Annotated in this window: 6 protein-coding genes and 1 pseudogene; 3 read left to right on the plus strand and 4 right to left on the minus strand. The window is 44.2% G+C overall.

From position 1 onward, the window contains the following. Positions 1-89 precede the first annotated feature (89 nt). The 3 genes and pseudogenes from rpoD to F8L24_RS06010 all read left to right on the plus strand — a co-directional run. A pseudogene (gene rpoD / locus F8L24_RS06000) lies at positions 90-1,934 on the plus strand (RNA polymerase sigma factor RpoD); the annotation flags it as partial. Between the two features lie 122 nt (positions 1,935-2,056). Next, positions 2,057-2,806, plus strand: a complete 750-nt coding sequence (locus F8L24_RS06005) for a molybdopterin-binding protein (protein WP_294953139.1) — start codon at positions 2,057-2,059, stop codon at positions 2,804-2,806. A gap of 8 nt (positions 2,807-2,814) precedes the next feature. Continuing rightward, a complete protein-coding gene (locus F8L24_RS06010) occupies positions 2,815-3,999 on the plus strand; it encodes an MFS transporter (protein ID WP_294953142.1) in 1,185 nt (394 codons plus the stop codon). Positions 4,000-4,001: 2 nt separating this feature from the next. Here the strand turns inward: F8L24_RS06010 and F8L24_RS06015 are convergent, their stop codons facing one another. The 4 genes from F8L24_RS06015 to F8L24_RS06030 all read right to left on the minus strand — a co-directional run. Beyond that, positions 4,002-4,514: a YtfJ family protein gene (locus tag F8L24_RS06015; RefSeq protein WP_294953145.1), complete on the minus strand. Its 513-nt coding sequence runs from the start codon at positions 4,512-4,514 to the stop codon at positions 4,002-4,004. Between the two features lie 69 nt (positions 4,515-4,583). Beyond that, on the minus strand, positions 4,584-5,357 hold the full coding sequence (locus F8L24_RS06020) for an N-acetylmuramoyl-L-alanine amidase (protein ID WP_294953148.1): 774 nt from the start codon (positions 5,355-5,357) through the stop codon (positions 4,584-4,586). Between the two features lie 12 nt (positions 5,358-5,369). Beyond that, on the minus strand, positions 5,370-6,605 hold the full coding sequence (locus tag F8L24_RS06025; RefSeq protein WP_294953151.1) for an N-acetylmuramoyl-L-alanine amidase: 1,236 nt from the start codon (positions 6,603-6,605) through the stop codon (positions 5,370-5,372). Position 6,606: 1 nt separating this feature from the next. Continuing rightward, a partial coding sequence (locus F8L24_RS06030; RefSeq protein ID WP_294953153.1) for a nitronate monooxygenase occupies positions 6,607-7,691 on the minus strand: 1,085 nt, incomplete at its 5' end.

The following is a 7,691-nucleotide window of genomic DNA, read 5'->3' on the forward strand; positions in this document are numbered from 1 at the left end:
TAAACAAATTTAATAGTAAAAACGAAGAAAATTTCGGTATAATCCACCTTAAACAATTCTGAGGCACTTCACCTCAAACATCAAGGACAAGAATGGCAGCAAAAGACAGCATGAAAAACATAGAAGCGTTATTTAAGTCTAAGAAAAAAGGTGATGTAGTTACCTTTGAAAATATCGCAAAAGAGTTCGGCAAACAGGTCACTGCTGCCCAGGCCAAAAAGATACAAAAACTCTCTACTGACAATAAAGTCGACATCATTTCCGCTTCGGAGTATGCCGGATATCTGATCGAAAAAGAAAGAAAGAGAAGAGAAGACGCACGAAAAAGAGGTGTTGCGGGAGAGGGAGAAGACGAGTTTGACCTGCATAAAGAAAAGGAACTTCTTGAATGGAGCCGTTCCGATTCGCCTGTCAGAATGTATCTGCGGGAGATGGGGAAAATTCCTCTTTTGACCAAAGAAGAGGAAGTTGATCTCTCCAAACGTATTGAAGAGGGTGAAGATATCATCATTGACGCTATCTGCTCCGTACCTTACCTCATAGGGTATATTCTTAATTACAAAGAACCGCTTCTTAACCGTGAGAGGCGTGTAAAAGAACTCTTTAAAAGTTTTGAAGACGATAAAAGCGATGACACAGCCGAAGGTGAAGAAACGGAAGGCGAAAAAGGCGTACCTAAAAATGACAAAAGGGTCAAACAGGTTGTAGAAAGCTTTAAAAAGCTCGAAAAAGCAAAAAAAGAGTGGATGAAAGCAAGAGAAGACCTTGACAGTTTCCTGAAAACGGAAACTGATCCTGTGAAGATCGTTCATGAAAGACTCAAGATCGCCTATAAAAAAGAACAGCTCAAAGCAGCACTTCTTGACCTCGGACCGACATCAAAACTGATCAATGAACTGGTTAAAGCAATGGAAACGGCACTGAAAAGCGATGACAGTTTTGAAAAAGAGCTCAAACGTCTCGAATACAAACTTCCGCTTTTCAACGATACGCTCAGGGCCAATCACCAGAAGATCCTCGAAAATATCATCAATATGGATAAAGATGACATTATCGATTCCGTACCTGAAACCACGATGGTAAGTACGTATGTGGAGATCAAAAAACTCTTTGAGACGAGAGAAGCGAGCAAAGGCGGATTTGACCTCTCCGAGGAAAAACTCCAGGCGATCCTCGAACAGATCCGTCAGGGAAAAGCCAAAAGTGAAGTGGCTAAAACACGTATGGCAAAATCAAACCTCAGACTGGTGGTTTCCATTGCCAAACGCTACACCAACAGAGGACTGCCTTTCCTTGACCTCATCCAGGAGGGGAATATCGGTCTGATGAAGGCGGTCGACAAGTTCGAATACGAAAAAGGATACAAATTTTCTACCTATGCAACCTGGTGGATCCGTCAGGCCATCAGCCGTGCCATTGCTGACCAGGCTCGAACCATCCGCATACCGATCCATATGATAGAAACGATCAACCGTATCAACAAGATCATCAGAAAACATCTTCAGGAAACCGGTAAAGAGCCCGATCTTGAAACCATAGCCAAAGAGGTAGGTTTGACCGTGGACAAGGTAAAAAATGTCATCAAGATCACCAAAGAGCCGGTCTCTCTTGAAACACCTGTAGGTGACGAGGACGACGGAAGGTTTGGTGACTTCATCGAAGACAAAACCACACTCAGCCCGACAGATGTAGTACTCAAAGACGACCTCAACAACCAGATAGACGAAGTACTCGACCAGCTTAACGAAAGAGAAAAGGCTGTCATCCGTATGCGTTTTGGCTTGCTTGAAGATGAAAGTGACAGAACCCTCGAAGAGATTGGAAAAGAGCTTAACGTGACCCGTGAACGTGTCAGACAAATAGAATCTTCAGCGATCAAAAAGTTAAAACATCCCAAGGTTGGCAGGAAGCTTAAGAACTATATCGAGGAATAATTCAGAAGGACACCTGCAAGGTATGCTTCTACAATAAAACATGAGAGATGGAGTGGTATTCCTTGCGATACCTCACCTCTATACAGAATATCCAACCTCCAAAATCAGGAGAATGATCCAATATGGCACATCCAAACTTTTTCACCCTCATTATCGGTACTGAGATCCTCAACCGCAGACGTCAGGATAAACATTTTGACTTTGTTACCAAAGCTCTGGCAGAAAAAGGTGCAAAGCTCACTGGCTCTTTTATCATAGAAGATGATCCTGCACTTATCATCCAGACTATCAAATTTATCGCTTCTCAACCCAACCCTGTACTCTTTGCTTTCGGGGGCATAGGTTCTACACCTGATGACTATACACGAAAGTGTGCCGCTGTTGCACTTAAAGACGGGAAATTGTATGTACAGGCCCAGGCCAAAAAGATCATTGAAGAAAAACTGGGAGAAGAGGCTTATCCCTACCCGATAAAAATGGCAGAACTTCCGAAAGGAGCCCAGCTTCTTGACAATCCGGTAAACAAAATGCCGGCTTTTTCACTGGATGAACGCTATTTCTTTATGCCCGGTTTCCCGGAGATGAGTCATCCCATGGTAAAAGAAATTTTAAAAAAACTGCTTCGGGAACCACGCACCTACTACCGCTATACCCTCACTGCTCTATGCAAAGAAAACGAACTGATAGAAGTGATGGAACAGATGCCCAAAGAGGTAGAATTCTCTTCTCTGCCAAAATGCTACAGTGACGGATGGCGTGTAACCATTTCAGTAGCCTCCCATAATAAAGCCAAAGCAGAGAAAGCCTTTCAACTGTATATCGATCTGCTTGAAAAGAAACAGATACCTTACGGTCTTAACGATGACATATAAACGCATCTATGACCTATAGAGAAACACTTAAGCACCCTGTTGTGGCAAGGCTGTCACTGATACAGCTTATTTCCTACTTTGGAACCTGGTTTTCCCAGGTGGCGATCTTTTCCATGATCGTCTCTTTCGGTGCCGATGAAATGACCATTGCTCTCACTGCAGCTATGGCAATGCTTCCCGCAGTTATACTCGCACCGATCATCGGTATTGTCATTGACAGGATAGACTTTAAGAAAATGATGCTCGTGCTGCTTCTTGTTGAAATCAGTGCCACCATCGGTTTTATCTTTATCAATTCTCTTGCCTTTGTCTGGATACTCATGCTGTTGATCTTCATACGGTCTGCAGCGGCTTCTATGCTTTTTTCCGCAGAAATGGCACTTTTTCCGAAACTGATCAAAGGCAAAATGCTTAAAAATACCAACGAGATCCATTCCATCATCTGGTCATTTACCTATGCCTCCGGTATGGCGGTAGGCGGTTTTGTCACATACAAGATCGGCTTTGACACTGCCTTTATGCTCGATGCGCTTCTCTACACCATTGCTGTTCTGCTGCTGCTCGGACTAAAACTGACTATTGAGCAACATACATTTGTCGCTTCAAACTGGCAGCTGTTCAGGGAGGGGTTTTCGTATTTGAAGTCTCACAAAAAGCTGCTGCATCTCATTTTGCTGCATGCATCACTTGGGCTGACCAGTTTCGATGCACTTATTACACTGCTCGCCGACCACCATTACAAAGAACTTATTGCCGTACCTCTTTCGATCGGGATTATGAATGCTACCCGTGCTGTCGGACTGATGATCGGCCCTTTTTTCATAGGCAGGATCATACACAAAGAAAATTTGCACTGGTTTTTTCTGCTGCAGGGAAGCGCTATCATCCTCTGGTCACAGTTTGAATACAGTTTTTACCTTGCCCTTGTCTCTCTTTTTGTTACGGGCTTTTTCATTACCACACTCTGGTCTTACACCTATCTGCTGATACAGGAAGAGACAGAAAAAAAATATATGGGGAGGGTCATTTCATACAATGATATGTTCTTTATGCTTTCCAATGTTCTCACCGCCCTTTTCATTGGCTACGCCGCAAAACAGGCACTATCTCTTGAAGCTATCACGGCTGCTCTGGGCATCGGTTTTCTCCTTGTTGCACTCTATTATACCTGGTTCAAACAACACTACCTGTAAAATCAGAGGTGTTTGTCAATCAGTGTCAAAAGTGTCTTGATCTCCCTGTTCGACAGTTTACCGTACTTCTGGTAGATCAGTTTCCCGTTTTTGTCAAAAAGAAGGATATCTGAATTGTCATCAGCAAGATTCCATTTTTTCAGCACGATCTTCTCCTTGTCTTTAACATAGATCGTATCGGGGAACTCTTTCTGTTTGGCTTTGAGTTTGGCTTCCAGAACGGCATTGGGGAGCCAGCTGGCAGCCAGATTTATGACGGCAACCGATCCGTATTTTTTTCTGTCAAAGTGCCGTTTTTTCAGCGCTTCTGTCAGTGGCTCATTCAGTTTTCGCTCATCCGGATCGACATAGAACATGATATGTACTTTGCCTTTAAGCATCGATGAATTCCATGCTGTTCCGTCAACCCTGCCTCCGTCCTTCCCGCTTAAAACAACATTTGGCGGTACCTTTCCGACTTCTATAGCCGATGCACTTCCAAAAACCAGCAATATTCCCAATAGAATTTTCTTCATGCGACTTTCCTTTTTACCTTTATTCTTTCAAAATGATACCATCATTAGATGAATAATTTATGAACCCGGTTAAACCCCCAAATCTCTCTTCCTGTTATCAAGGTATCTGCTGACCCCTTCAACAATACCCTTGGCAATACGTGTCTGATAGTCTGAAGAGAAAAGTCTTTCTCTTTCTTTGGTATTGGTGATATAACCCACTTCAACAAGAATCGAAGGCCTGCTTGCCCCGACAAGAACATAGAACGGTGCAGGTTTCACTCCGCCGTTTCTTGCATCCCGGTATTTCTTGTGTACTTCCTTCATAATGCCGTTCTGTACATCGATAGCCAGTTTGTTCGACTCTACGATCTTTGGTCCGTTCAGTACAGAATCAATAATCACATCCTTGCTCAAGGCATCCGCGCCCTGCAGTACAGCAGCATTTTCCCGGGTAGCTACACGCTGCGATCGTGCATCCCGTGTTTTTTGCAGAAAATAAGTCTCAACACCCTGAACTGCTTCAAAACGTCCTTTGTCTGCGATGGCATTGGCATGAATGGAAATAAACACTTTGGCATCCATCTTGTCGGCAATACGTGTTCGTTCTCCCAGCTTGAGGAACTTGTCCTTGCCCCTGGTAAGATACACCTTGTAGCCTTTGCTTTTAAATGCTTTCTTCAGTTTTTTTGTAATTTGGAGCACAAGGTCTTTTTCCTGTTTGCCTCCGCACAACGCACCACAGTCATGACCTCCGTGTCCCGCATCTATGACAATGAGTGCATCGGAACGGCTTGGACCGCCGCAGCCCGTGATCAGAAACAGGACTCCAAATCCTATCAACACATATTTGATATATCGCATTATTTCTCTCCTTTAGTCAAAATCTATCTCTTTTCTTCGGTTGTTCAGATAATTATTGATTCCCTCGGCAATCCCCTTGGCTATGAGTTCCTGGTATTTGGGACTGAACAGCCTCTTACGTTCCCTCGGATGGGAAATATAGCCTACTTCTACCAGTATGGAAGGTCTGCTTGCTCCTACAAGTACCCAAAAAGGGGCATACCGGACTCCGCCGTCTCTTACCCCGCTGTAATGCATACGCAAGTTGGTAATAATCCGTCTTTGCACATCAATGGCCAGCTTGTTGGATTGTACTATTTTTGGGCCGTTAAGTACTGAATCTACAATGACTTTTTTACTCAGCCTGTTTCCTGCACCCTTGAGTACCGCTTTGTTTTCACGTGCGGCAATTCTTTGGGATTTGGCATCTCTTGTTGTCTGCAAGAAGAATGTTTCAACCCCCTGTACTTTGTTTCTTTTTTTCTTCGGAACGGAATTGGCATGAATGGATACAAACACTTTTGCACCCTTTCTGTCTGCGATCTTCGTACGCTGGGGAAGTTTCAGAAAACGGTCGGTATGCCGGGTCATATAGACACGATAGCCCTTTTTTTTCAGCTGTCTTTCCACTCTTTTTGCAATTTGAAGTACCAGATCTTTTTCCCGCTTTCCTCCGGCAATGGCACCGGTATCATGTCCTCCATGCCCCGCATCTATCACAATAAGTTCTTTGTGATGCACCCTGTTGGAAACTTTTCTGACAGGTTTTCTGGAGAAAGATTCCGGCGGATGTCTGTAGATCGATGTGACTTTGCTCGATGTATCTTTGATGTACTGTGCTATTTTCTTTTTGATATTATTCTGGTTTTGGTGTTTAGATTTGCCTGACACCCTGAACTTGGGCAAGGGGATATTGTAACTGCTAAAAGAAAAAAGAGGCTGATAGGGAGTACAGATATAGTGTTTCCCTGTTTCAATTACAATACGTACCGTACTTTTCTTATATTGTGAAATCCGAATAGACCGGCAATGTTTTGACGAAAGAGAATGGCCGACTTTTTTACCCGACAGACGTACCTTTCTGAGATCGAATACTTCTCTATAGGGCTTTTTAAGTACAAAATGCCTGATATTGCTTTTGTTATAGGCTTGATTGAAAATGAGATGCAGTTCGCCTTTTTGCAGTGTAGCTTCCTGAAGCAGTGCTGCCGACGAAAAGAGCAGAACGGGGAAGAGAAGAACAGCAAAAATAAATCGCAGATGCTTCACGCTATTTGTCTTCACCGTTCATCAGTTTGTCTATCAGTTCTTTGACCGTGATGATTTCATTCAGTCTGTAGCCGTTTGAACCGGTAAAAAAGAGCCCTGTCTCGGCAATACCGTCATAGGCATCGGTCAGTCTGTCAGCAATGCAGTAACCAACCACTTTTGCCTCTTTACCCCGCTCACAGGGTGCAACACAGTTGGATATACAGGCAACCTTCGGAGCGGTTCCCTCTTCTATGCGCCGATGCAGTTCTGTTTTGACACCCCGTGCAGGATATCCTACCGGTGACTTGAAAAGTTTGATATCTTCTTCTTTCGCACCGATGATGATCTTTTTCATCACATCACTGGCATCACACTCCACTGTTCCGATAAAACGTGTTCCAAGCTGCACGCCGCTGGCACCCAGTTCCATCATTTTCACAATATCATCATGGTCCCAAATACCCCCGGCAGCGATCACCGGAATATTACCCCATTCTTTTGCCTCTTCCACCACAGGAGGAAGGATCAGTTCAAGCTGATTTTCAGGGAGGAAACACTCCTCATATTTAAACCCCTGGTGTCCGCCGCTCAGCGGTCCTTCCACAACGACCGCATCAGGCAGTCTGTTATGCGTTTTTTTCCATCTTTTACAAAGGATCCTGAGTGCTTTGGCGGTGGACACGATGGGTACAAGTGCGACATCAGGATAGTTTTTGGCTGCTTCTGGCATGGTCAGAGGCAGGCCTGCACCGGTAATAATAATATCCGCACCTGCTTTACAGGCATCTTCAACGACACGGTTGTATTCACTCTGTGCATACAGAATGTTGGCTGCAAGAGGTTTGTTTCCGCAGATTTCCCTTGCATTGTCAAAAATATGCTGCAGAGCAGAATACGAATAAAAATTGATCGCCTCGAGCGGCCGGTGTTCCTTGCCTACCATTTCATTGTTGTGAAGGTATTTCCTATTCTTGTATACACCCGTGCCCACAGCGGAAACAACACCCAGCCCGCCTTCTTTCGAAACAGTTCCTGCCAGCTGGTCCCAGGATATACCTACACCCATACCACCCTGGATAATAGGTTTTTCTATCACATACTTCC

Origin of the sequence: Sulfurovum sp., assembly GCF_015493435.1 — a bacterium.
Taxonomy (GTDB): domain Bacteria; phylum Campylobacterota; class Campylobacteria; order Campylobacterales; family Sulfurovaceae; genus Sulfurovum.

What these genes read in the sequence shown, in the direction of transcription:
- F8L24_RS06005 (WP_294953139.1), top strand. Translation starts at nt 2,057, where the DNA reads ATGGCACATCCAAACTTTTTCACCCTCATTATCGGTACTGAGATCCTC.
- F8L24_RS06010 (WP_294953142.1), top strand. Translation starts at nt 2,815, where the DNA reads ATGACCTATAGAGAAACACTTAAGCACCCTGTTGTGGCAAGGCTGTCA.
- F8L24_RS06015 (WP_294953145.1), bottom strand. Translation starts at nt 4,514, where the DNA reads ATGAAGAAAATTCTATTGGGAATATTGCTGGTTTTTGGAAGTGCATCG.
- F8L24_RS06020 (WP_294953148.1), bottom strand. Translation starts at nt 5,357, where the DNA reads ATGCGATATATCAAATATGTGTTGATAGGATTTGGAGTCCTGTTTCTG.